The sequence below is a fragment of the Vibrio gangliei genome, from assembly GCF_026001925.1.
GTDB lineage: Bacteria > Pseudomonadota > Gammaproteobacteria > Enterobacterales > Vibrionaceae > Vibrio > Vibrio gangliei.
The window spans coordinates 2,452,172-2,476,529 of sequence record NZ_AP021869.1 but is presented as its reverse complement, the minus strand read 5'-3'; the positions used below and the strand labels follow the sequence as shown (position 1 = coordinate 2,476,529).

The following is a 24,358-nucleotide window of genomic DNA, read 5'->3' as shown; positions in this document are numbered from 1 at the left end:
TTCATAGCGAAAAATATATTTTTATAATTGTGATCTGTTGCATAAATTTTAAGCTAAATGTTTCGTGCTGTTTATTTTATTAGCAACTTTATCTATGCTTCGTTGAAATTTTGTTAATAAATGTGCTTTTAGTGGCTTTTTTTGCCGTTTAATATGCTGTTTTATTGCATTTTCATTAATTGTTTGCCAAATTTGGATGCACAATTTGTCTTCCTGCGCTTGTTAGCGCTGGGATTACAACGAATGGATTCGTTTTTTTACAGACAGGGCAGAAAGCTGTCAAAGCAGTAGAGGTCTGGTAATGCCACTTTTAGAAGTTAAAGATCTACGGATTGAATATCCGTCACGTCACGGTGTTCACGCCGCGGTTAAATCCCTTTCTTTCAACATTGAGCGCGGTGAAATTGTCGGGGTAGTTGGAGAATCTGGCGCGGGTAAATCCACGGTCGGTAACGCTGTTATAGATCTATTGAGTCCTCCAGGTCGTATTGCTGGTGGCGATGTGTACCTTGATGGCGACAAAATTTCCGGACTGACCCCAGAGCAAATGCGCTCAGTTCGCGGTTCAAAAATTGGATTTATCTTTCAAGATCCAATGACCTCACTTAACCCACTCTTTACCGTTGAGCATCAGCTAACAGAAACCATTCACGCGAATATGAAAGTATCGGAGCAAGAAGCTTACGATCGCGCGTTGAATTTGATGAAGCAGGTGGGCATTCCACAACCGGAAAACCGCTTAAAACAATATCCACACCAATTCTCTGGCGGCATGCGTCAGCGTGTGGTGATTGCGATTGCGCTGGCTGGTGAGCCGGATTTAATCATTGCTGATGAACCAACTACCGCATTAGATGTATCGATTCAAGATCAGATTTTGAACTTGATTCGCGAGTTGTGTATTAAAAATAACGTCGGTTGTATGTTAGTGACCCATGATATGGGCGTGGTATCGAATGTGACCGATCGCGTTGCGGTGATGTATCGCGGTGATTTGGTGGAATTTGGTCCAACGGCAAAAGTATTGGGTACACCAGAACATTCTTATACTCGCAGCTTAATTTCAGCGGTGCCTCGCTCAGATAAAAAGTTCGACCGTTTCCCACTGGTGAGTTACATCGAAGAAGCGCACGAGATGGAGCCACTGGATATTAAAACGCACTGGTTAGGTCAAAGCCAAGATCAGCGTGAATATACTGGCCCACTTTTGAATGTGGAAAATGTTAGCCTACGCTTTACCACCAAAGATTCATTTTTTGAGTCGCGTCGTGAGTATGTGCAAGCGTCAAACCATGTCAGCTTCCAAGTTCATGAGGGCGAAACTTTTGGTTTAGTGGGTGAATCGGGCTCAGGTAAATCGACAATTGCTCGTGTCATCGCTGGTCTCTATGCACCGAATGAGGGCAAGGTGACCTTTGAAGGCATCGATTTAACCGCGATCAAATCAGAAAGTGAGCGTCGTCCATTCCGTCGTCAAATGCAAATGGTGTTCCAAAACCCTTATACGTCGATGAACCCACGTATGAAAATTTTTGACATCATCGCCGAGCCGATCCGTTTCCACAAATTAACGCGTGATGAAAATGAAACCCGCAAGATCGTACATGATCTGTTAGATCACGTTGGGCTTGGGCGTATGGCTGGTGTGAAGTACCCACATGAATTTTCAGGTGGTCAACGTCAGCGTATTTCGATTGCGCGTGCCTTGGCGACTCGTCCACGTTTATTAATCTGTGATGAACCTACTTCGGCACTGGATGTGTCGGTTCAGGCACAGATCTTGAATCTATTAAAAGACTTACAAGACGAGCTGAATCTCACCATGTTGTTCATCAGCCACGATTTACCTGTGATTCGTCAAATGTGCGATCGCATTGGTGTGATGAAAATGGGTCAGCTTTTGGAAGTCTCTCCAACCGAACAACTGTTTACTGATCCTCAACACGAATACAGCAAACAATTGATTTCTTTGATGCCAGAATTCACTGGATTAAGGGAAGATCTGAAATCCGCCTAGCGGAAATACGTTGGGTGTGCGATGAGCATGTCTAACTCAACACAGATGTAGAAACACAACATTACACTCTAAATAAAAACAAGGGATGTCATTCCCGCATGAAGGAGTTATGCAAATGAAAATGATGAAGACCAAATTGGCGCTTGCTCTAGCAGCAACAGGTTTGAGTTTTAATGCTTTAGCTGCAGACATTACCGTGGCTTACGATGCTGACCCAGTATCACTTGACCCACAAGAGCAATTGTCTGGTGGTACACTTCAACTTTCTCACATGGTGTTCGATCCACTGGTTCGCTATACCCAATCACTGGAATTCGAACCTCGCTTAGCAACAAAATGGGAGCGTATCGATGACCACACTATGCGTTTCCACCTACGTCAGGGCGTAAAATTCCACTCAGGCAACACTATGACAGCAGACGATGTACTTTGGACTTTCCATCGCTTGCAAAAATCGGCTGACTTCAAAGGTATCTTCACACCATTTACAGACATGGTGAAAGTGGATGATTACACCATCGATATTAAAACCGAAGAAGGCTTCCCATTGGTGCTACAAACGGCTACTTACATTTTCCCAATGGACAGCAAGTTCTACTCTGAGTCACCAGATAAAGGTGAAATCGTTAAGCACGGTAACTCATTTGCATCTACTCATGAATCAGGTACAGGTCCATTTATCGTATCGGCTCGTGAGCAAGGCATCAAAGTCGATTTCACGCGCTTTAAAGATTACTGGGACAAAGACAGCAAAGGTAATGTTGATAACCTAACGCTGAAACCAATCAAAGAAAACGCCACTCGCGTTGCAGCATTGCTTTCTGGTGGTGTGGATATGATCGCACCGGTTGCACCAAACGACCAACAACGTGTGAAAGATGCGAAAGGTTTTGATCTCGTGACACTACCGGGTACTCGTATCATTTCTTTCCAATTGAACCAAGAAAGCAACCCAGCATTGAAAGATGCTCGCGTTCGTCAAGCGATTGTGTATGCCATCAATAACGAAGGTATCGCGAAACGCATCATGAAAGGTTTCGCGACCGCAGCTGGTCAACAAAGCCCTGAAGGTTACGCAGGTTACAATCCTGAGCTGAAACCACGTTATGACCTAGCGAAAGCGAAAGAGCTAATGAAAGAAGCCGGTTATGAAAAAGGCTTCAGCATGACCATGATCGCGCCAAACAACCGTTACGTAAACGATGCGCAAATCGCACAAGCGACAGCCGCAATGTTGTCTAAAATCGGCATCAAAGTTGACTTGAAAACCATGCCTAAAGCGCAATATTGGCCTGAGTTTGATAAGTGTGCGGCAGACATGTTGATGATCGGTTGGCACTCAGATACTGAAGATTCAGCTAACTTGACTGAATTCCTAACCATGACTCGTAACGAAGAGACTGGTAAAGGTCAGTACAACTGTGGTCACTACTCAAACCCTGAAGTCGATAAACTGATCACTGAAGCGAACGTGAATACCGATCCAGCATCGCGTGCACAGCAGCTACAAAAAGTGGAAGAAATTCTGTACAAAGATGCGGCTTTCGTTCCTCTACATTGGGAAAACCTAGCATGGGCAGCTAAGTCTAATGTTCACATTGCTCCAATCGTGAATGGCATGAACTTCCCATACTTTGGCGACCTAGTGGTTGACGAAAAATAATCATTTTGGTGATTAGAAAATAATAATAAGAGGCCGTATTCTCGACTCGAAACTCGAAACTCGAAACTCGAAACTCGAAACTCGAAACTCGAAACTCGAAACGAGAAGCGGCCCTATGGATTCGCTGACGCCGTAATGTTCAGCATTGAATGGATTTAAGGGGCAAGAAATGTTTACGTTTCTGGTCAAGCGCCTGTTTCAGGCACTGATAGTGATGTTTGTGATCAGTTTGGTTGCGTTTTCCATACAGGATAACCTAGGTGACCCGTTGCGTGAGCTCGTTGGACAGTCTGTCTCACAAGCAGAACGTGATGCTCTTCGTGATGAAATGGGCTTAAATGACCCGTTTGTGGTGAAATATCACCGCTTTGTCGTTAATGCTTTGCATGGCGATCTTGGCACATCTTACTTTTTCAAAAAGCCGGCCGCTCAAGTGATTTTAGAAAAGCTGCCAGCAACCTTAGAGTTGGTGTTTGGCGCATCGCTCATCATTATGTTTCTCTCCATCCCGCTTGGGGTGTATTCGGCGATTAACCCGAAAAGCATTTTTACCAAAGCCATTATGGCCATGAGTAGCATCGGTATTTCGATCCCTGTGTTCTTAACCGCCATCATGTTGATGTATATCTTCTCGATTGAACTGGGCTGGCTACCGTCGTATGGCCGTGGTGATACTAGCGATATTCTCGGTTGGGATTCTGGTTTATTCACCCTTGATGGCTTAGCGCACTTAGTGTTGCCGTGTATTTCTTTAGCCTCGATCATGCTGCCATTATTTATTCGCTTGGTTCGCTCTGAAATGCTGGAAGTGTTGGGCTCAGAATACATTAAGTTCTGTAAAGCCAAAGGCTTAGCGATGAACAAAATTTACTACCAACACGCACTGAAAAACACCATGCTGCCTGTTCTCACGGTGGGTGGTGTACAAATCGGTACTATGGTGGCGTACACCATTTTGACCGAAACGGTTTTCCAGTGGCCGGGTACTGGTTTTCTTTTCCTTGAAGCGATTAACCGTGTTGATACACCGTTAATTACCGCTTACGTGATCTTCGTTGGTTTGATCTTTGTGGTCACCAATACCATCGTCGATTTGTTATACGGATTGGTTAACCCAACCGTCGACATTACAGGGAAAGGAGCATAATCATGAATCAGACGACTTCAACCGTGGCTCCTAGTCGTTGGGAGCGCTTTAAACAATCCGACTTTTTGTACTATTTCTTGCGCGACAAAGTGGCCATGGTCAGCTTTGCAGTGTTTTTGGCTTTCTTTGTGGCCGCATTTTTGTCGCCGTGGATTGCACCAACCAATCCGTACGATTTAACCTCGATTGATATTATGAATTCCGAGTTGCCTCCATCATGGATGGATGGTGGTGACAGTGCATTTTGGCTTGGTACTGATGACCAAGGGCGTGATATTTTCTCGACTATTTTGTACGGTTCACGATTGTCACTCATGATTGGCTTTTGTGCGGTGGCGGTGCAGTTGTTCCTCGGCGTGATTATTGGGCTATCTGCTGGTTACTTTGGTGGCCGTATTGATAGCTTCTTGATGCGTTTTGCTGATGTGCAATTATCGTTCTCAACCATGATGGTGGCGATCATCGTTTCTGCTATCTTCAAAGCGAGTTTTGGCGGTGAGTTTTACAGTGAATATGCGGTGTTAATGTTAATCGTAATTATCGGTGTGGCAGAGTGGCCGCAATACGCGCGTACCATTCGTGCATCGGTATTGGCTGAGAAGAAGAAAGAATACGTCGAAGCGGCGCGTGTGATGGGTTTCCGGTCACCTCGCATCATGTTCCGTCATATTCTGCCAAACTGTTTGTCGCCAATCTTGGTGATTTCAACCGTGCAGATTGCGAATGCGATTATGTCGGAAGCGGCATTATCATTCCTGGGCTTAGGTTTGCCGGTTGATCAACCATCACTCGGTTCATTGATCAGCATTGGTTTTAACTACATCTTCTCGGGTTCTTGGTGGATCACCGCCTTCCCAGGGATTGTTCTGGTCACGATTGTATTGGTGATTAACCTACTGGGTGACTGGTTACGTGATGTGTTTAACCCTAAATTGTATAAAGGTTAACACCGTACTATTTAAGGTGGAAAAGGTTACTCAAGCGAGTAAAACTTACGTATGATGCAAACCGTAGAGGGAGACTTCTACGGTTTTCTTTTTTGTGTATTTGGATTTGGCCTCAATTGAAGTTATTGAGAAATAGAAGAGGTAAAGGAGCAACGCATGCTACGTTTGGCAATTATCGGCACCAACTGGATCACAGAGCGCTTTGTACAAGCTGCACTGGAAGTTAAAGAATTCGAACTCACCGCGGTCTATTCTCGAGACGCAGCTAAGGCAGCTGAATTTGCCGCGCCATTTAATTCTCAAGCAGAATGTTTTACCGATCTACAGGCCATGGCACAAAGTGATGCGTTTGATGCAGTGTACATTGCCAGCCCAAACTCATTGCATTATGAGCAAAGTGTTTTGATGCTCGAACATGGCAAACATGTGATTTGTGAAAAGCCGATTGCGTCGAACATTACCCAAGCTGAGCACATGTACCAAGTGGCAGAAGCGAATAACGTGGTGCTATTTGAAGCGTTCAAAACCGAATATCTGCCGAACTTTGCCCTAATTCATGAGCACCTACCTAAGTTAGGCCGTGTGCACAAAACCTTCATTAACTACTGCCAATATTCGTCGCGTTACCAACGTTACCTCGATGGTGAAAACCCAAATACTTTTAATCCTGCTTTCTCAAATGGCTCGATTATGGACATTGGTTTTTACTGTGTATCGAGCTCAGTAGCCTTATTTGGCGAGCCAAAAAGCGTCAAAGCGAGTGCCCACTTACTTGATTCCGGCGTGGATGCACACGGTACGGTCATTTTAAGTTACGACGATCAAGACGTGGTGTTGTCGCACTCAAAAGTGTCAGATTCGAATATTCCAAGTGAGATTCAAGGTGAAGCGGGCTCGATGATTATTGAGCACATTTCTGAGTGTGATCATGTGATTTTAAAACTGCGTGGTGAAGAGCCGATGCGTTTTGAAGTGCCACAAGTGGAAAACACCATGACCTATGAAGCGAGCGTGTTTGCAGAGCAAATTAAGCAAGGCAAATTGTGTCAAAAAGCCAAAGCGCGTGCACTTGGCGTATCGCGTATTACAACTGAAGTACGTAAGCAAACCGGTGTGGTTTTTCCTACCGATCAATAATCTTCCAATATAAAAAAACCTTGCTCGTACCTATGAGCAAGGTTTACCTTTTCTCGAAACTCGAAACTCGAAACTCGAAACTCGAAACTCGAAACTCGAAACTCGAAACTCGAACTTAGAAGCGTCCATTCACCATTAAAATAAACTGACGACGATCGCCTATCACGCCGGTGTATTCCATTGCCGCTGAGAAGTATTTATTCACATTGACGTTAAAGCCTAGAATACCTGCGTATTTATCTTTGTTTTCTTGATGAACATCGAAAGAAATAGTATGTGGCGCATCGTAGTCTTGGGTTGACTCCATGGTTTCTAAGTTAAATCCACCCTTAATGGTTTGCTGAATATCCATGTAGCTTAAGCCGGTATACAGGTTTAGATTCATCTTATACGGAAGGTCGAAGTTATAGCCTACGCGAGGTTGAATGTTTAAGGTGCCGCCACTGACATTGGTTTTCTTCATTTCGGTTTGAGTATAAACAATTGGCATGGTGTAAAACCAGTTACCATTAGCGCCAGCCAGCATTGCACCTAAGCTATAGTTGTAACCTTCGACATGTGCTTCTGCATTTAAACGCCAAGGTTCACCATTAAAAATATCCGGTTTTTGATCAGGCAGTAGCGCACTACCAGCTTTACACTTAAACGGGTTTTTGGCGCAGTAAGCTTGAATGCCATCATTAATCGCATTAGTAACGGGATCGCTGGTGACCACGCTGCCTTTGGGCATGCTCATGTGAATATCAATAGTGCCTTTGATGTGTCCGATGGTGGCAAATACGTTTAAGAATGGCAGAACCCACGCATCAAACTTTAGTTGTGGCGTGTTAGTTTTGGTACGAAAGCGGTCAAAGGAAAAAAAGTCGATATTGATATTAGGTTCGCCGCCATAACCGACTTTCATATTACTGATTTCTTGATCTTGCGCTATGTAGCTGTAAAGGAAACTGACCCCAAAAGGCAGCGGTAAATCATAGCCATTGATGATCGCCACTTCACCGCCAATGGGTAAAATATGATCCCACACTTTTGCTTTATCCGCAGGCCCATTTGGTTGAGGCTCAGCCTTTGGTGGAGTGGTAATCGGCACCGCCGTTGGCGTATTCGCTTGAGGAACGGTTTCAACCTCGCCAATTTTACTGGCTGCGTGCGCAGAACCTATGGCTAAGCATAAGCTGCATGCGGTTACAGAGAAACGCGCAGTTTTAGCTAGGTGAGTGATGTGGCGAGGTGACAGCAACATAGATCTTATCCGTAATTTCTATTTGAGAATATATCAAAATGGATGGAATTAACCGTCATCGTCTCGGTTAAGCTCGATAGAGTTTATCAATGTAATGTTTTAGTCCGTGCTGTAATGGTAATGAATCTTTACAACAATTACACACAATTACTTGCTGAATGATGGAAATATTTACAGTTTAGTGAACTTTTGAACTAGGTTGAAAATTGCAGTAATGAATAATGAGAGGAAAAGTCGTTAGCAGCTGAGAGGAGTCATCAGCTGCATAGCGTATGAAGACGTTAGTTTGAAACGCGAATATAAAAACCAATATGACCATCGTGGTCGTCGTAACTGGCTTGCCCGCCTAAAGCGATATTTTCAGTGAAGTAGTAGTTTAATTCGGCCGAAGTTTGTAGATAGGTGCGGTCATAAGCGTATTTAGCACCGATATCGGCCCCGACATCAATCTTATCGGTTAAGGCATAACGAACGCCAGTTAAGCCGCGTATACCGACACTGTGGTCGTCATAATCAATTCCCACAATTTGATCCGCGGTAGAACTTGAATCGCGATCTTTATACCAGTCATAACTTAATTGGCCGCCCATCACCCAGTCTAAAGAGGGGGTGATTGGGATACGATATAAACTGCCTATCGCAAAATCGCTTTGGTTAAATTTAGAACCGTACGCGTCTTTACCCGTTGGGAAATCACCATCGTGCAAAAAATAGTTTTGGTAATGGCCGGTTAAAATCCAGTTTTCATTCAGCATATAGCTGCCCGCTAATTTGATGTCTAAGCCATCGGTTTGCCAGCCCGCACCTATTTGTAAATGGTTGTAATTATAAGGCGAATTATAGGCGCGATAATCTGGATTGGTTAAACTCGTAATTGGCGTTCCTGTCCAATACGAGAGTAACGAAAAAAGCAAAATGAACATGAATATGTAAGATCCTAGCGATTTCTGTTCTAACGTTGATTTTATGTTAATCCAGAAAAAAAGCGATTAAAAACGCGTATTAAGCATAAATAAGAATTGTTTTCTATCCCGCCTAAACCGGTGCCCGAAGGGGTCGGCTAAAAGCGTTTTATGCTTCGTTAAGTCTCATTTACTTAGAATAACTAGGTTACAATCGACTTGCCTTGCCTAAAACGCTTTTATCGCGAACAAAATTTAACCACGAAAGGTCAACAGACCCTAGCTACTTTGTCTGCACTTTTAGCAGGTTAAAGTAGCATTTCCCATTTCATATATGGGTTACATCTTGTCAGGATATCCGAAGAGAATCGTAATAACCTTAAATTAAATGCGGATAATGCTCTTTTATGTGACCACTGTCACTGTTGGTGTTTTATTCAACGGGTGAGAAATAGAAAAAAGCCCCACTTGAATTGTGAGGCTTGCTTAAATAAAGCGTTAGCGATTAAAGGTTATCGCATAGTCACAAATTCTTCACTACCAGTTGGGTGAATGGCAACTACGGAGTCAAAGTCAGCTTTGGTTGCGCCCATCTTCATGGCAACCGCAAAGCCTTGGATCATTTCATCTACCGTGAAACCAATGCCGTGTAGGCCAACCACTTTTTCATCGTCTCCAGCACAAACCAGCTTCATTTTGCAAGGCTGACGGTGAGCCGTCACAGCGGTGTACATGGCGGTAAAGCCAGAAGTGTACACTTTGACGTTGTCTTCACCATATTGCGCTTTGGCTTCTTGTTCCGTTAAACCAATGGTGCCAATTGGTGGGTGGCTAAATACCACGGTAGGAACTAGGTTGTAATCCATTTTGGCTTCAGGTTTGTTGTTGAACAAACGCTCAGACAATTGACGACCTGCTTTAACCGCTACCGGAGTCAGTTCAATACCGCCTTCCATGATGTCGCCAACACAGTAGATGCCTTTAACATTAGTCTCTTGGTATTCATCCACTTTGATGTAACCACGTTCGTTGGTTTCTACGCCAGTGACATCAAGATTAATTGCATCGGTCGCTGGGTGACGGCCAATCGCCCAGATAAGCGTATCGACGTTTTGGCTTTCACCGTTTTCAAGGTGCAGAGTCAAACTGCCATCGGCTTCTTTCACCACTTCTTTGGGTACTGAATGCGTATGAAGCGTAGGCCCTTCGGTGTTCATCACTTCCACTAAGGTTTCAACGATCATTGGGTCGAAGCTGCGTAGCGGTGATTCTTTACGCACGAATAAATGGGTTTCAGTGCCGAGTGCGTGTAATACGCCAGCAATCTCAACCGCAATATAACCTGCGCCAACCACGGCAACGCGCTTTGGTTGCTCATTCAGTTCAAAGAAACCGTTTGAGTCGATACCGTATTCTGCCCCCGGTACATTTGGGATGGTTGGGCGGCCACCGACAGCGATAAGAATATGATCAGCAGTATAATGCTCGCCGTTAACTTCAACAGTTTTGCTGTCTACAAAGTGAGCAAAGCCACGGATCACTTCCACTTTATTGTTACCAAGAACGCGATCGTATGATTGATGAATGCGGCCAATGTAGGCTTGGCGGCTTTCGACTAGCTTGCTCCAATTTAGGCCTTTCACGTCGACATCAAAACCGTAATCTTTGGCGTAAAGGTGCATGGCTTCTGCAATTTGAGCGCCGTGCCACATGACTTTTTTCGGCACACAGCCTACGTTGACGCAAGTGCCACCTAGGTCTTGTGCTTCGATTAACGCCACTTTGGCGCCATACATGGCTGCACGGTTGGCAGACGCAATACCGCCACTGCCACCACCGATACAAATGTAATCAAAATGCTTAGCCATTTCGTTCTCCGTAACTGGTTAGTTAATTTGCTATTGTTGGATCTGAGGGTGGTTGATGTATAACACAACCACACCATTTAAATTATTCCGCTTGCTGGTTTTATTCTGCTTATTTATCTTATTTCACTATGCCTGTTTACTCGGGTACAACCCATTCCACGGTTGTGTGCCCGGTAGCTGGGGCAATAGCTTGCTTTAACAGCGGTAGAATCTCATTCATTTGGCTTTCAAGTTTCCAAGGTGGATTAATCACTATCATGCCAGATGCGGTCATGCCACGCTCATTGCTATCAGGGGAAACCCCTAATTCAATTTGTAGAATTTTGCGAATGCCGAGGTCTTTTAAGCCATTGAGTATTTCATCAATATTGCTGCGATACACCACAGGATACCAAATTGCGTACACGCCAGTAGACCAACGTTTGTAACTTTGTGCGATAGCTTTGACCACATCTTGATATTCGTGCGCCAGCTCATACGGTGGATCGATTAATACTAAGCCGCGGCGCTCTTTCGGTGGCAAGGTTGCTTTTAAATGCTCAAAACCGTCTTTTTTGTGAATGGACACTTGGCGATCGCGGTGAAATTCTTGTTCTAAAAGAGGATGATCGCTAGGGTGAAGTTCGGTTAACACCATACGATCTTGGCTACGCAAGTGAGCACGTGCTACGCGTGGAGAGCCCGGATAATAACGCAGCTCTTCGCTATCATTGAGCACCTTAATCGCATCCAGGTAGCTGGTCACTTCTTCGGGTAACTCTTGCTGCCAAATGCGCGCAATGCCTTGTTTGTATTCGCCGGTTTTTTCCGACCACTCGTGAGTTAAATCGTAGCGGCCGACGCCTGCGTGGGTATCGTGATACACGAATGGTTTGTCTTTTTGCTTTAAGGCATTAAGAATGAGGCTTTGTACGATGTGTTTGACTACATCGGCATGGTTGCCAGCGTGGAAACTGTGGCGATAACTCAGCATGGTTTGTCTCGTTAAATGATGTTCAATTGTTGACTATGATAACCAATATCAACGCCGCTTGCCTGATAAAAGAAACCGCAAATGAGTTTTTACTTTCGTCGCTATTGAAATTTCGTTACTGAGACTACATTTACAGTCTATAAAGATAGAAAAGAACGCCACTAAGTTAAGGAAGAATTCATGTCCAATCCGTTACTCTCGTTCACTGAATCCAAAGATGGTTTACCGCCATTTTCTCAAATCAAACCCGAACATGTGCAACCTGCGGTCGAACAAGCGATTGCCGATTGTCGCGCGCAAGTTGAAAAAGTATTAGCGGATGGTATTGAGCCAAGCTGGGCAACCATTTGTGAACCGTTAACGGAAACCGATGATCGTTTAAGCCGCATTTGGTCACCGGTAAGCCATTTGAATTCGGTGAAAAACAGCAGCGAATTACGTGAAGCCTATGAAGCTTGCTTGCCGCTATTATCGGAATACGGCACTTGGGTTGGACAACACAAAGGCTTGTATGAAGCCTATAAAGCGCTCAAAGCCAGTGAAGAATTTGCCACGTTGTCGACCGCACAACAAAAATCCATTACCGATGCATTAAAAGATTTTGAATTATCGGGCATTGGTTTACCTCTCGATCAGCAAAAACGTTATGGCGAGATCAGCAAGCGTTTGTCTGAGTTGGGCTCAAAATTCTCAAATAATGTGCTTGATGCCACCATGGGTTGGACGAAGCACATTACTGATGAAAAACAATTAGCCGGTATGCCAGAGTCGGCGATGGCCGCGGCCAAAGCCAATGCGGAAGCCAAAGAATTAGAAGGCTGGCTACTGACTTTAGAAATGCCATCTTATATCCCTGTGATGACGTATTGTGACAACCAAGCACTGCGCCAAGAAATGTACGAAGCGTTTGTGACGCGCGCCTCCGACCGCGGGCCGAATGCCGGTAAGTGGGATAACACCGAAGTGATGGCGGAAGAATTAAAACTGCGCCATGAAATCGCTCGTTTGCTTGGTTTTAGTTCTTACGCTGAAAAATCATTGGCAACCAAAATGGCGGAATCGCCTTCGCAAGTGATGGAGTTTTTGAATAATCTTGCCACCAAAGCCAAACCGCAAGGTGAACGTGAAGTGGAAGAATTGCGTCAATTTGCTGAGCAAGAATGTGGCGTAACCGAATTAAATTTATGGGACATCGCTTACTACAGCGAAAAGCAAAAACAGAAGCTATTCCAAATTTCTGATGAAGAGCTGCGTCCATACTTCCCAGAGTCAAAAGTCGTCGCTGGGCTATTTGAAGTATTAAACCGCGTATTCGGCATGACGGTGACGGAAAAAGCGGGTGTGGATACTTGGCATGAATCGGTGAAATTCTTTGAAATTACCGATGCCAATGGCGAGCTGCGTGGTAGCTTCTACCTTGATTTATACGCCCGTGAACATAAACGTGGCGGGGCATGGATGGATGAGTGCCGCGTACGTCGTACCCTTGCTGATGGCTCAGTGCAATCTCCGGTGGCGTACTTAACCTGTAACTTCAATAAGCCTGTCGGTGATAAGCCAGCGCTGTTTACTCATGATGAAGTGGTGACACTATTCCACGAATTTGGTCACGGCATTCACCACATGCTGACTCAAGTAGAAGTAGCCGCGGTCTCTGGTATCAATGGTGTGCCTTGGGATGCGGTCGAGTTACCAAGCCAGTTCCTCGAAAACTGGTGTTGGGAAGAAGACGCGCTGGCGTTCATTTCAGGTCACTATCAAACTGGTGAGCCATTACCAAAAGAAATGCTGGATAAAATGCTGGCGGCGAAGAACTTCCAATCGGCGATGTTTATTTTGCGTCAGCTTGAATTCGGTCTATTCGACTTCACGCTGCACTCGCAATACGATCCAGAAATTGGTGCGAAAGTGCTAGAAACGCTGGCAGAAGTGAAAGCCAAAGTCGCAGTCCTTCCAAGCCTAGAATGGAACCGTTTCTCACACGCTTTCAGTCACATCTTTGCGGGTGGCTACAGCGCGGGTTACTACAGCTACTTGTGGGCAGAAGTGTTATCGAGTGATGCCTATTCTCGCTTTGAAGAAGAAGGCATCTTCAACACAGAAACGGGTCAAAGTTTCCTCAATAACATCCTAGAAATGGGCGGCAGCGAAGAGCCGATGGAATTGTTCAAACGCTTCCGTGGCCGTGAGCCGCAAATCGATGCGCTATTGCGTCATGCGGGGATAGAAGGCTAACTTCGGATCTCGAGTCTCGGGCGCTTTGCTGCTCGTGTCTCGATGGACTTAAACGCATAAGCGATCAAGCGCTGTCTTGGTCGCTTTTTTATTTAGTGCTCGAATTCTTTTTCGCGATTCGAAACGCGCAGCGTCCGAGAAACGAGCTACCTTGTCTACCTTATCAACCCCTTCGTTTTCTCCCCAACCAACACTTGTGACAGCTTATTCAGCACCGATCCACTTTGATGCCAATAGTGCCAATATAGCGGGACATTGATTCCTTCTCGCTCAGGGAAAATATCCACCAATCGATCAGTGAAAGGTTCTGCCTGAATGACGGGCAAAATACCGTAACCTTGACCGTTTAAAATCATGTCGGCCAGTCCTTCACTGGATGGACAAATGTGGTAAGGGAATTGAGTGGGTAAGCCCCATAATTGAAATTGCTGCTTTTGCAGTTTGTCATCGGCACCAAAAATCACCGCGGGAGCGGTAGTTAAAGTAGCTTCTAATTCAGATTGGGTTTGCTTTTTAGGAAAGTAACGCTGCTTAAATTGTGGTGAGCAGTAAAAACGGTATTCCATACTGCCTAGGTATTCACAGCGGATGCCGGCAAGAGGTTTATTCGAACTGCATAAACAGCCCATAGCCAAGCCTTGCTCAAGGTGTTTTAACCCTTCGCTTTGATCTTCAACCAAAATATCAAACATCACATTGTGTTGTTGATGGAAACTTTCGGTTGCTTTAAACCACCATGTTGCCAAGCTATCGGCATTAATGACAATTTTCAGTGGGTGAGAAACCCCATTTTCACCAAGCACGTGATGCAATTCTAACTCGAGCTGCTTCACCTTAATGGCGTGGTTGGCTAACTCTTGTCCCATCGGGGTTAAAGTTAGGTTCTTACCACGTTGAATTAAAATCGCCCCAACGCGTTGCTCTAAATTGCTGATCCGTTGTGATACCGCCGATTGCGTAATGTTGAGCTCTTGCGCCGCAGCCTCAAAACTTTTTAATGCTGCCACACGTTCGAGCGATTCTAATAATTTGTAGTCAAACATAAGTAATTCTAATTATGGTTAAGATTTTTTAATTTTATCTTATGTTCAAGTGAGGGCAACATAATCACACTTTCTTTTGGTGATGATACGTTTTTGATAAGGATGAATATGATTTCAGTTGCGGTAAAAGGAGCGTTTGTCTCAGGCAGTTTGATCGTGGCGATTGGTAGCCAAAATGCTTTTTTATTGAAGTCTGGTTTGAAAAATAACTACGTGATGCTGGTGGCTACGCTCTGTTTTTTAGGCGATGTGTTATTAATTAGCACCGGCGTACTTGGCGTAGGCGCGTTATTGCATGAATCGCCGTTGTTGACCCAACTTCTTACCGCTTGTGGAATTGCTTTTTTATGTTGGTACGGCTGGTTATCGGCCCAGTCGGCATGGCGCGGGCAAAGTCATTTGGATATCGATAATTCAGAAGTGAGCCGTAATTGGGTCAAAGTGGCGTTGATGACCTTAGCGATGACCTTCCTCAACCCGCATGTTTATTTGGATACCATAGTGGTACTCGGCGGCATTACTTCTTCGCTGAATTTTGAAGAAAAGCGCTGGTTTTTAGTTGGGGCATTAACCGCTTCAGCGATTTGGTTTTATGGCGTGGCCTATATTGCTAAGAAGTTGATCCCATTGTTCGCTAATCCAAGAACCTGGCAGATTTTAGATAGCGTGATCGCGGTGATTATGTTTTCGATCGCCGCAGGGTTGGTGAAGACGTTGTTAGTATCGAGTTCCTAGTTCCTAGGGGCGAGGTTCGAGTTGCGAGGACGCTGCGCTCGAGAGCCGAAAAGAGAGGGTGCGTTACTCGGTGCTCGGGCGCTTCGCTGCTCGTGTCTCGAGAGGCGTAGCTCGTTATTCGGGCGCTTCGTTTCTCGTATCTCGAAGGGTGGCGGAAGCGTGAAATAAAAGTTGTCATCCCTGAAACGACGAAGGAGTTATCAGGGATCTACATTCAGCGTGTTGTGATTAGATTCCTGCTCTCGCTAAGGCTCGGCGGGAATGACGGAAAAAGAGTGTACGTGACTCGGTGCTCGGGCGCTTCGCTGCTCGTAATTCGAGTGTGGCTGGGAAGTAAATTAGTCATTCTGAAAAGCGACGAAGGAGCGCAGTTCAGAATCTCCCAAAATGATTGGAGTCTTTTTCGCGCTACGAGCAGCAACGCGCCCGAGATTCCGAGCCCCGAAAAACCATGAAAAAAAGCTTCACCATCTCCCGCCAACTGAGAGATGAGAAGCTTTTGGTTAAGGGAACTAGTTACATCTTTTTCGAGCCACGAGCAGCGTAGCGCCCGAGACTCGACCTCCGTTAAGAGAACTGATTCATCGTATTATTCTCACCCGATGCTTTCAGTGCTTGCTCACCAGAGAAGTACTCTTTGTGATCATCACCGATGTTCGAGCCCGACATGTCTTGGTGTTTTACTGACGCCAAGCCTTGGCGGATTTCTTTACGTTGAACGCCTGCCACGTAAGCCAACATACCTTGTTCACCGAAGTAGTCTTTCGCCAAGTTATCGGTTGAAAGCGCCGCAGTGTGGTAGGTTGGTAGCGTGATCAAGTGGTGGAAAATACCCGCTTGCGCTGCTGCATCGCGTTGGAAGTTTTGGATTTTCTCATCCGCAGCTAATGCCAATTCAGAGCCGTCGTACACTTGGTTCATTAGTTGGTCACGGTCGTAAGCCGATACGTCTTTGCCTTCTTCCGTCCATGCATCAAACACTTGCTGACGGAAGTTCAGAGTCCAGTTGAACGATGGGCTGTTGTTGTACACCAATTTCGCATTTGGGATCACTTCGCGAATACGGTTTACCATGCCTGCGATTTGGCCAATGTGTGGTTTCTCGGTTTCAATCCACAATAGGTCTGCCCCATTTTGTAGCGAGGTGATACAATCCAACACCACGCGGTCTTCACCTGTATTGGGTTTAAAGCGAATTAGGCCATTCGGTAGACGAGTCGGCTTGATTACCGCATCACCTTGTTTTAGCACCATATCGCCCGAGTTCAGTTCAGAAAGCGATTTGATTTCCACACCATCAATATACGCGTTGTATTGGTCAGCTAGGTCACCTGGTGTTTGTGATACAGGAATTTTTTGCGTTAGGCCCGCACCGAGTGAGTCAGTACGCGCAACAATCACGCCATCTTCTACGCCAAGTTCTAGGAATGCGTAGCGAACTGCGTTGATTTTGGCTAAAAAGTCCTCATGTGGCACGGTGACTTTACCGTCTTGGTGACCACATTGTTTGGCATCCGATACTTGGTTTTCGATTTGAATACAGCATGCGCCCGCTTCAATCATTTTCTTCGCCAGTAGGTAAGTCGCTTCTTCGTTACCAAAACCAGCGTCGATATCGGCAATGATTGGCACCACGTGAGTTTCAAAGTTGTCGATTTGTTTTTGAACCGCTTGTACCTTCACTTGATCGCCTGCTGCTTGCGCGGCATCCAGATCTTTAAATAGATGGTTCAGTTCACGTGCATCGGCTTGTTTTAAGAAAGTGTAAAGCTCTTCAATCAGCATCGGTACGGACGTTTTTTCATGCATAGATTGGTCGGGTAGAGGACCAAATTCAGAGCGCATTGCGGCTACCATCCAGCCAGAAAGGTATAGGTAACGGCCACGTGTGGTCTCAAAGTGTTTCTTAATCGAAATCATCTTTTGTTGGCCGATAAAACCATGCCAGCAACCTAGTGATTGGGTGTAGTTGGCTGGGTTTTGGTCATAGGCATTCATGTCTTCACGCATGATTTTTGCTGTAAAGCGCGCAATGTCTAGACCAGTACGGAAGGGGTTTTGCAGACGCATACGAGCCACGTATTCTGGTGTGATCGCATTCCAAGTTGCATTACCTTCAACCGCTTTGGTTGCTTCAGAGATTTGATTCTTATAGCTATTTTGAGTTGTAGAGTTTGGCATAATGATTCCCTTCTTACGGTATTGGATAATTAAGTTGTTACTGTCGATTTATTATTGGTTGTCAGTTAGTTGGTATTCTTTAATTAGTTCCTGGTTCCGAGAAGCGAGGACGCTGCGCTCGGGAGCCGAAAAGAGGATTTGCCTATGATGAATTAGTGCTCAAAATCTTCTCGGCTCTCGTTTTTTCTAGCAGCGTAGCGCCCTAGATTCGAGATTCGCTTTTTGCCCAAGCGCGATATTGATGCAACAACGGCTCGGTGTAGCCACTTGGCTGATTACGGCCTTGGAAAATCAATTCTCGTGCTGCTTGGAACGCCAGGCTTTGTTCTACGTTCGGCATCATAGGTTTATAGCCTTCTGAGCCTTGATTTTGTGTGTCCACCACTTGCGCCATCTTGTGCATGCTGTCCATTACTTGTTCTGGGCGGCAGATGCCGTGCAGTAACCAGTTGGCGATGTGTTGGCTGGAGATACGCAGTGTGGCGCGGTCTTCCATCAGTTCGATGTTGTTAATATCAGGCACTTTTGAACAGCCGATGCCCATTTCAACCCAGCGCACTACGTAGCCTAAAATGCCTTGGATGTTGTTATCTAATTCCGCTTCCACTTGCTGTTGTGTTAGCTCGTTGTCGCCTAGTAGCTCAAGGCTTAATAAGTCTTGCAACTTAGCCGGCGTACGCTCGCAAATGGTTTGCTGCTGTTCGAACACGTTCACTTGGTGATAATGCAGTGCGTGCAACGTGGCAGCAGTTGGCGAAGGTACCCAAGCGGTGTTTGCGCCTGCTTGTGGGTGAGCAATTTTCGCTTCCATCATCGCCTTCATTTCATCGGGCATTGCCCACATGCCTTTACCAATTTGTGCTCTGCCAGCAAAACCGCAGGCTAGGCCGACTTCGACATTGTTATTTTCATAAGCGCTGATCCAAGCTTGATGTTTGATTTCACCTTTTGGTTTAAACGCCCCCGCTTGCATGCTGGTGTGAATTTCATCGCCAGTGCGGTCAAGGAAACCGGTGTTGATGAACACCACGCGCGATTGTGCGGCGCGGATACATTCTTTTAGGTTGACCGTGGTGCGACGCTCTTCATCCATAATGCCCATTTTGATGGTGTTGGGTGCAAGTTCTAGCATCTTCTCCACACGTTCAAAGATTTCATTGCTGAACGCCACTTCTTCTGGACCATGCATTTTCGGTTTTACGATATAAATGCTGCCAGTGCGACTGTTGCTCACGCGACATGCTTGCGGGTTCTTGATTTCAATGGAGGCAATCAGCGCGGTGATCACTGCGTCAATCAAACCTTCCGGCATGTTTTGACCTTGAGCATCTTGCGCCAAATCACTGGTCATCAAGTGGCCAACATTACGAACGAGCAGTAGTGAACGGCCATGTAGGTTGTAGTCTTCGCCATTTTTATCGGTGTAGCTACGGTCGCAATTTAAACGGCGAATATGGGTTTGATTGCCTTTATTGATTGTCGCCGTTAGGTTGCCGGTAATGAGGCCAAACCAATTACGATATGCTTCGATTTTGTCTTCGCTGTCGACCGCGGCAACCGAGTCTTCAAAATCCATAATGGTTGAAACGGCAGATTCCACTTGAATATCATCCAGACCTGCGATGTCATTGCGGCCAATTGCGCCTTTGCGGTTGATGATCAGTTCAATATGCAAGCCATTGTTTTTCAATACGATAGACGTTGGCTCCACATCAGGGTTGCTTGACGCCACAAACTGACAAGGTTGCGCTAAGCCCGATTGGCTGCCATCTGGGAAGGTGGCCAATAGGTGGCGGAAGTACACGGTGTAAGCTTGAACATCGTGATGTGAACCTTGTTTTAGTGGGAAGTTTTGGTCCAAAAAGCCTTTGGCAAACTTAATCACATGTTGGCCACGCGCAGGGTTGTACTTTTTACCTGCTTTCAATCCTTCACTTTGTAGAATGATGTCGGTGCCGTAAGCCGCATCGTATAGGCTGCCCCAGCGAGCATTGGCTGCATTCAAAGCAAAGCGTGCATTTTTAATCGGCACTACCAATTGTGGGCCAGCTAAGGTCGCGATTTCTTCATCCACATTGCTGGTGGTGATGTGAAAATCGTCACCTTGAGGCACTAGGTAGCCGATGTCTCGCAAGAACGCTTGGTATTGCTCAGCGTTAAATTGCGGGTTGGCTTTGTGCCAAGCGTCAATGTGTTGTTGTAGTTGATCACGTTTTGCTAATAAAGCGTGGTTTTTCGGCGCAAGATCACTGAGCAATTTGTCAAAATCTGCCCAAAATTGCTGTTGATTCAGTCCAGTTAATGGCAGCACTTCTTGATTGACGAACTGAACTAGACCCGCGTTGATTGTGTGAGTGATGGCGTGTTTCTCGATAGTAGGTAGTGCTTGAGCTAAGTTCATAATCTTTCCCTCGTGTTGCCTGCGGTAACTTTGAGATCCGGTTTTTCGCGTCCAATTAGTGACTGGCTTCTTAAAACTGAACATCAAATGCTGCTTTTTTATCCTGTGACTAAAAGAATAGCGATAAATTAACTAAAATTTCACAAAGAAAATTACACAGTGTAAATTTTACAAATTACACGCGGGGTAGAGGTCAGGGATGAAGACGACAAATACACTGAATAGACAATCGCATTTTCTTGGTACAAAAGTGCGTAACTTACGGAAACGTAACGGATTAACGTTGGAGGATTTGTCCTCTCGCTGTATTAAAATCGATCCGGAAGATGCGCCATCGGTATCGTATTTATCCATGATTGAGCGTGGCAAGCGTGTACCTAGTGAAGCCATGTTGGATGTGATTGCGCAAGTGTTTCAAAAACCAATGCACTGGTTTTTAGACGATGCCAGTGAAGAGCAAGAAATCACGCCAGAAAAAGGCTCGCGCGGCGGTATCAATGGTATGGCGCTTGAGCCTAGCTTTTTGTTTTCTAATGATATTCTGCAAATTGCTATTCCTGAAATGTTGTCGCAAACCGGCACCACTGGCCATCAGTTTGCTCATTTACTTATTCGTGCCCATCAAGAGCACCATCAAAATCATTTCCCCGATCTAGAAAAAGCCGCCGAGCAAGTCGGGCAAAAGCGCATGCCGCTGTCAGTAGAAGACTTGCTTGATATCTGTAAAGACGTAGGCGTGAAAGTGAAATGGTTTGATGAGCCTTCGCAAGATGTGATTGATAGTCATGGGGTGAAATCCAAACATATCGTGCGCTCTTATGCTGAAGCGCCGGGCGTGATCCGCATTAACCGCGCATTAAAAGCCACGCCGGAAAAACTCAAATACGATTTGGCGGTGCACATTGGGCATAAAGTGCTGCACAACAGTGATGGTGAAAAACACATTATAGCTTCTGACAACCGCAACTTATCGACATTAAAGCCCGATACCATACGTGATGTGAATAATCTTGATTCCACTCATATTCTGCAAGCCTGGCGTGACTTTGAATGTTCGTTTTTTGCGGGTGCTTTGTTGTGTCCGAAAGTGCCATTTCGTCAATTACTCGATAGGCATGGTTATGAAATCAGCGTCAGTCAATTGATTGGTGTGTCAGAGTCGGTGGTGATGCGTCGTATGACTGCCGTCTCGCCTTATCCGCATTGGCATTATTTTGATGCGTATAACCCGGGTAAATTGAAAGCGGTGTATCGCGGCAATGGGATTCCACTACCGTGGGGCAATATGCGCATGGTGGAAGATCCGTGTCAGCATTGGTCGGTGTTTCGTATGATCGGCATTCCGGGTAATACCCCAGTGGCGCAAATCTCGGTGCTTAATCAAGATGGCGTGCCACATATCTACTGCTGTGAATCGGTCAAAGTGAAAGACATGGCGGGTAATTATCACGTGTTGTGTTCCGGCGTCGATCTCAACCCTGCATTAGAAGCGCAAGGGTTAGATGCCATCGAAATTGCCACAGCGCTACAAAAAGAATGCGTGCGGAAAGGTGGTCAGTGTGTGATCCCTTATACCATCAAACAGCAATTATTGACGGTGGCGAGAATCTTAAACATCAATTGGATTGAGCGCGGCATCGAAAATGAGGCGAGGGTGATTTGCTCTCGTGGTGGCATGTGCCCAAGGCAACCTAGGTGTTATAAAGAAAAAGCCGAATCTCGTAGCTCGAATGCTCGAATCCCGACTTTATAGCGGTGACTGAATCTTGTCTCTCGAGTTACGAGCACCCGAGAAACGTTGATGTCCCTAGTGTCGATTACCTAGTTTCTAGGTGGTGGATTAAGGTTGTCTAGGTATTACAAAGATAAAGCCGAGTCTCGTAGCTCGAATGCTCGAAGTTCGGCTCTGTAGTTGAAGCAATTGTGCGTCTCTCGAGTCACGAGCACCCGAGAGACGAGTAACGCTTACGCCCCTATCACTCCACCATCTTCACGGGTAATTTTCATTACCGTCGAGCGTGGTACGCCATCGATGGTTGAGAAGTTACCCGTTGGGTGCTGAACACCGATGAACATAGTGCGATTGTCTGGGCTAAAGGTGAGGCCAGTAATTTCACAACCCGTTGGGCCAGTTAAGAAACGTTTGATTTCACCTGTGTTAGGGTCACCACATAACATTTGGTTATTGCCCATGCCAGCAAAATCGCCCGAGTTTGAATAGTTACCGTCGGTTTGGATCCACAAACGACCTGCGTTATCAAAGCCGATACCATCTGGGCTGTTAAACATATTATCGGGCGTAATGTTGTCACTGCCAGAGCGAGGATTATCGTTACTGTACACTTCTGGGTTACCGGCCAACACATAAATATCCCAGAAGAAGGTATCCGAGCTGTGTTTGCCGTTTTTCGGTTGCCAACGAATGATGTGGCCGTAAATGTTGTTTTCACGAGGGTTAGCGACATTCACTTCCATGCCTTCATTACCACGTCTTGAGTTGTTGGTCAGCGTACAGAAGACTTGTTCGTTATCTGGGTGTACGGCGACCCATTCAGGACGGTCCATGGTGGTTGCGCCCACTTGAGTTGCCGCTTGACGAGCAAAAATCAAAACCTCAGCTTGGCTATTAAAACCGTTTTCAGGAGTTAAGCCATTTTTACCGAAAGTCAGCTCAAGCCATTCGCCGTTACCGTGCATGTCGCCCTCTTTCGCATCAAACTTAGCCACATAGAGTGTCCCTTCATCGAGTAAATCGCGGTTTTTCTCTGGCTTGTGCTCGTTGTATTTGCCTTTTGAAACAAACTTATAAATGTGCTCACCACGCTCATCATCACCGAGATACACCACCACGCGACCATTTTTATCAATGGTTAATGCCGCATTCTCATGTTTGAAGCGGCCAAGTGCGGTGCGTTTTTTCGGTTTAGAATTTGGATTCATCGGGTCAATTTCGACCACCCAGCCGTGGCGATGGTTTTCATTCGGCTCTTTTTCGATATCAAAACGCTCATCAAATTGATGCCAGTTAAAACCGCCGTTGCCTGAGTTGATCCCATAACGCTTGTCTTCTTCTGGTACTTCAATTTTATTGGTGCTGCCAAAGAAGCCATTGAAGTTTTCTTCACAAGTGAGGTAAGTGCCCCAAGGTGTTGAGCCATTGGCGCAATTGTTGAATGTACCTAATACTTGCGTGCCTGATAGGTCGGCATTGGTTTTGAGTTTGTCATCACCAGCGGCTGGGCCAGTGAGTTCCATTTCGGTATAGGCGGTAATGCGACGGTTTAAGCGACCGTTTACGTTCACTTGCCAGCCATCTTTACTTTTGCTGAGCTCAACAATAGAAACGCCCACGGCGGCTTGAGAGCGACGAACTTTATCCGCCGTTAAATTCGCACCTTTATCATCAAAAAGCGTATTGTAATCCGTGCTTTCATTGTTTACCGCCAACACCGCACGGTCACGGCTGAGCGGTAAGAACGTCATGCCGTCGTTGTTATCACCGAATTGCATCGCTTGATCGGCCGCAGAATTAAGTTGTGAAAAAGAAGCGGCCGAAGGGTGAATCGCATCGCCCCAAGCAATTAGAGGTTCAGCAATATAGCCTTGTGGGACAATCACCGCATCTTGAGTTGAAGCTGGGATCGCTTCAAAGCCAAGCAATTGTGGTGCTTTAGGTGGACGCGCCATGGCATTTGCCAGTGGAGAAGCGGCAAAGAAGGCGACTGAACTGGTCGCGGCTGTCGCTTGCAAAAAACGGCGTCGGCTGAGGCCCTTTTCTACGATTTGAGAAAAATCAGAAGGGGCAGAGTCTAGGTTGTTTGAATGTTCATCATGCTCAAAATGGCTCATCATTACTTTCCTTAGTC

16 protein-coding genes are annotated in these 24,358 nt (G+C 45.7%); 8 read left to right on the top strand and 8 right to left on the bottom strand.

Annotation, left to right across the window (positions count from 1 at the left end; translation table 11 throughout):
* Window positions 1-301 precede the first annotated feature (301 nt).
* The 5 genes from Vgang_RS11425 (at window position 302) to Vgang_RS11405 (ending at window position 6,911) form a co-directional block, all read left to right on the top strand.
* On the top strand, window positions 302-2,017 hold the full coding sequence (locus tag Vgang_RS11425; RefSeq protein WP_105902812.1) for a dipeptide ABC transporter ATP-binding protein: 1,716 nt from the start codon (window positions 302-304) through the stop codon (window positions 2,015-2,017).
* A 115-nt stretch (window positions 2,018-2,132) separates the two neighbouring features.
* Window positions 2,133-3,680, top strand: a complete 1,548-nt coding sequence (locus tag Vgang_RS11420; protein WP_105902813.1) for an ABC transporter substrate-binding protein — start codon at window positions 2,133-2,135, stop codon at window positions 3,678-3,680.
* 169 nt (window positions 3,681-3,849) lie between these two features.
* Window positions 3,850-4,827, top strand: coding sequence for an ABC transporter permease (locus Vgang_RS11415; RefSeq protein ID WP_105902814.1), 978 nt, complete (start codon window positions 3,850-3,852; stop codon window positions 4,825-4,827).
* Between the two features lie 2 nt (window positions 4,828-4,829).
* A complete protein-coding gene (locus tag Vgang_RS11410) occupies window positions 4,830-5,774 on the top strand; it encodes an ABC transporter permease (protein WP_105902815.1) in 945 nt (314 codons plus the stop codon).
* A gap of 156 nt (window positions 5,775-5,930) precedes the next feature.
* A complete protein-coding gene (locus Vgang_RS11405; protein WP_105902816.1) occupies window positions 5,931-6,911 on the top strand; it encodes a Gfo/Idh/MocA family protein in 981 nt (326 codons plus the stop codon).
* Between the two features lie 115 nt (window positions 6,912-7,026).
* Here the strand turns inward: Vgang_RS11405 and Vgang_RS11400 are convergent, their stop codons facing one another.
* The 4 genes from Vgang_RS11400 to Vgang_RS11385 form a co-directional block, all read right to left on the bottom strand.
* Complete coding sequence (locus Vgang_RS11400; protein ID WP_105902817.1) at window positions 7,027-8,154, bottom strand: hypothetical protein; 1,128 nt, start codon at window positions 8,152-8,154, stop codon at window positions 7,027-7,029.
* Window positions 8,155-8,435: 281 nt separating this feature from the next.
* Window positions 8,436-9,077, bottom strand: a complete 642-nt coding sequence (locus tag Vgang_RS11395) for a DUF481 domain-containing protein (RefSeq protein WP_105902818.1) — start codon at window positions 9,075-9,077, stop codon at window positions 8,436-8,438.
* A 491-nt stretch (window positions 9,078-9,568) separates the two neighbouring features.
* On the bottom strand, window positions 9,569-10,924 hold the full coding sequence (gene gorA, locus Vgang_RS11390) for a glutathione-disulfide reductase (RefSeq protein ID WP_105902819.1): 1,356 nt from the start codon (window positions 10,922-10,924) through the stop codon (window positions 9,569-9,571).
* Between the two features lie 136 nt (window positions 10,925-11,060).
* Window positions 11,061-11,897 (bottom strand): 23S rRNA (adenine(2030)-N(6))-methyltransferase RlmJ, encoded by an 837-nt coding sequence (locus Vgang_RS11385; RefSeq protein WP_105902820.1) that lies wholly within the window; start codon window positions 11,895-11,897, stop codon window positions 11,061-11,063.
* 180 nt (window positions 11,898-12,077) lie between these two features.
* On the opposite strand from Vgang_RS11385, the gene prlC reads away from it, so the two are divergent.
* Window positions 12,078-14,132, top strand: a complete 2,055-nt coding sequence (prlC, locus tag Vgang_RS11380) for an oligopeptidase A (RefSeq protein WP_105902821.1) — start codon at window positions 12,078-12,080, stop codon at window positions 14,130-14,132.
* Window positions 14,133-14,287: 155 nt separating this feature from the next.
* On the opposite strand, the gene Vgang_RS11375 is transcribed toward prlC, so the two are convergent.
* Window positions 14,288-15,175 carry an ArgP/LysG family DNA-binding transcriptional regulator gene (locus Vgang_RS11375; RefSeq protein ID WP_105902822.1) on the bottom strand — a complete coding sequence of 296 codons (888 nt, stop codon included), beginning with the start codon at window positions 15,173-15,175 and terminating at the stop codon, window positions 14,288-14,290.
* A gap of 108 nt (window positions 15,176-15,283) precedes the next feature.
* Between Vgang_RS11375 and Vgang_RS11370 the strand changes: the two genes are divergently transcribed.
* Entirely contained in the window at window positions 15,284-15,910 is a 627-nt protein-coding gene (locus Vgang_RS11370) for a LysE/ArgO family amino acid transporter (RefSeq protein ID WP_105902823.1), read from the top strand.
* A gap of 567 nt (window positions 15,911-16,477) precedes the next feature.
* Here Vgang_RS11370 and Vgang_RS11365 read toward each other — a convergent pair.
* Both Vgang_RS11365 and Vgang_RS11360 read right to left on the bottom strand, forming a co-directional pair.
* Window positions 16,478-18,091: an isocitrate lyase gene (locus Vgang_RS11365; RefSeq protein WP_105902824.1), complete on the bottom strand. Its 1,614-nt coding sequence runs from the start codon at window positions 18,089-18,091 to the stop codon at window positions 16,478-16,480.
* 202 nt (window positions 18,092-18,293) lie between these two features.
* Window positions 18,294-20,492, bottom strand: a complete 2,199-nt coding sequence (locus Vgang_RS11360; RefSeq protein WP_105902825.1) for a malate synthase G — start codon at window positions 20,490-20,492, stop codon at window positions 18,294-18,296.
* Between the two features lie 199 nt (window positions 20,493-20,691).
* Between Vgang_RS11360 and Vgang_RS11355 the strand changes: the two genes are divergently transcribed.
* Window positions 20,692-22,245 (top strand): DUF3612 domain-containing protein, encoded by a 1,554-nt coding sequence (locus Vgang_RS11355; protein ID WP_105902826.1) that lies wholly within the window; start codon window positions 20,692-20,694, stop codon window positions 22,243-22,245.
* Window positions 22,246-22,457: 212 nt separating this feature from the next.
* On the opposite strand, the gene Vgang_RS11350 is transcribed toward Vgang_RS11355, so the two are convergent.
* A complete protein-coding gene (locus Vgang_RS11350) occupies window positions 22,458-24,341 on the bottom strand; it encodes a PhoX family protein (RefSeq protein ID WP_105902827.1) in 1,884 nt (627 codons plus the stop codon).
* Window positions 24,342-24,358: the final 17 nt, after the last annotated feature.